Annotated in this window: 1 protein-coding gene; it reads left to right on the forward strand. The window is 73.3% G+C overall.

From position 1 onward, the window contains the following. On the forward strand, nucleotides 1-468 hold a 468-nt coding region (locus tag KWI83_RS37885; protein ID WP_218518900.1), incomplete at both ends, for a DUF4118 domain-containing protein.

Raw genomic sequence — 468 nt, forward strand, 5'->3', positions numbered from 1 at the left:
TTGCTGACCGTGGCGGCGGCGCTGCTCGGCGGGCTGCTCCCGGCGCTGGCCTCCGCGGTCGTCGGCTCGGTGCTGCTGAACTGGTACTTCACCCCGCCCGTGCACACCCTGACCATCGCCGACCCGAAGAACATGGTCGCCATCGCGATCTTCATCGGCGTCGCGGTGTCCGTGGCGTCGGTGGTGGACCTCGCCGCCCGGCGGACCCATCAGGCGGCCCGGCTGCGGGCCGAGGCCGAGATCCTGTCCTTCCTCGCGGGCAACGTGCTGCGCGGCGAGACCAGCCTGGAGGCCCTCCTCGAGCGGGTGCGCGAGACCTTCGGCATGGAGTCGGTGGCGCTGCTGGAGCGAGAGAGCGACGTGGCGCCCTGGACGTGCGCGGGAAGCGTGGGACCGCGTCCGGCCGGGCGCCCCGAGGACGCGGAGGTCGACATGCCGGTCAGCGACCGCATGACGCTCGCCCTGACG

This window comes from Streptomyces sp. TRM70350 (genome assembly GCF_019219825.1).
GTDB lineage: Bacteria > Actinomycetota > Actinomycetes > Streptomycetales > Streptomycetaceae > Streptomyces.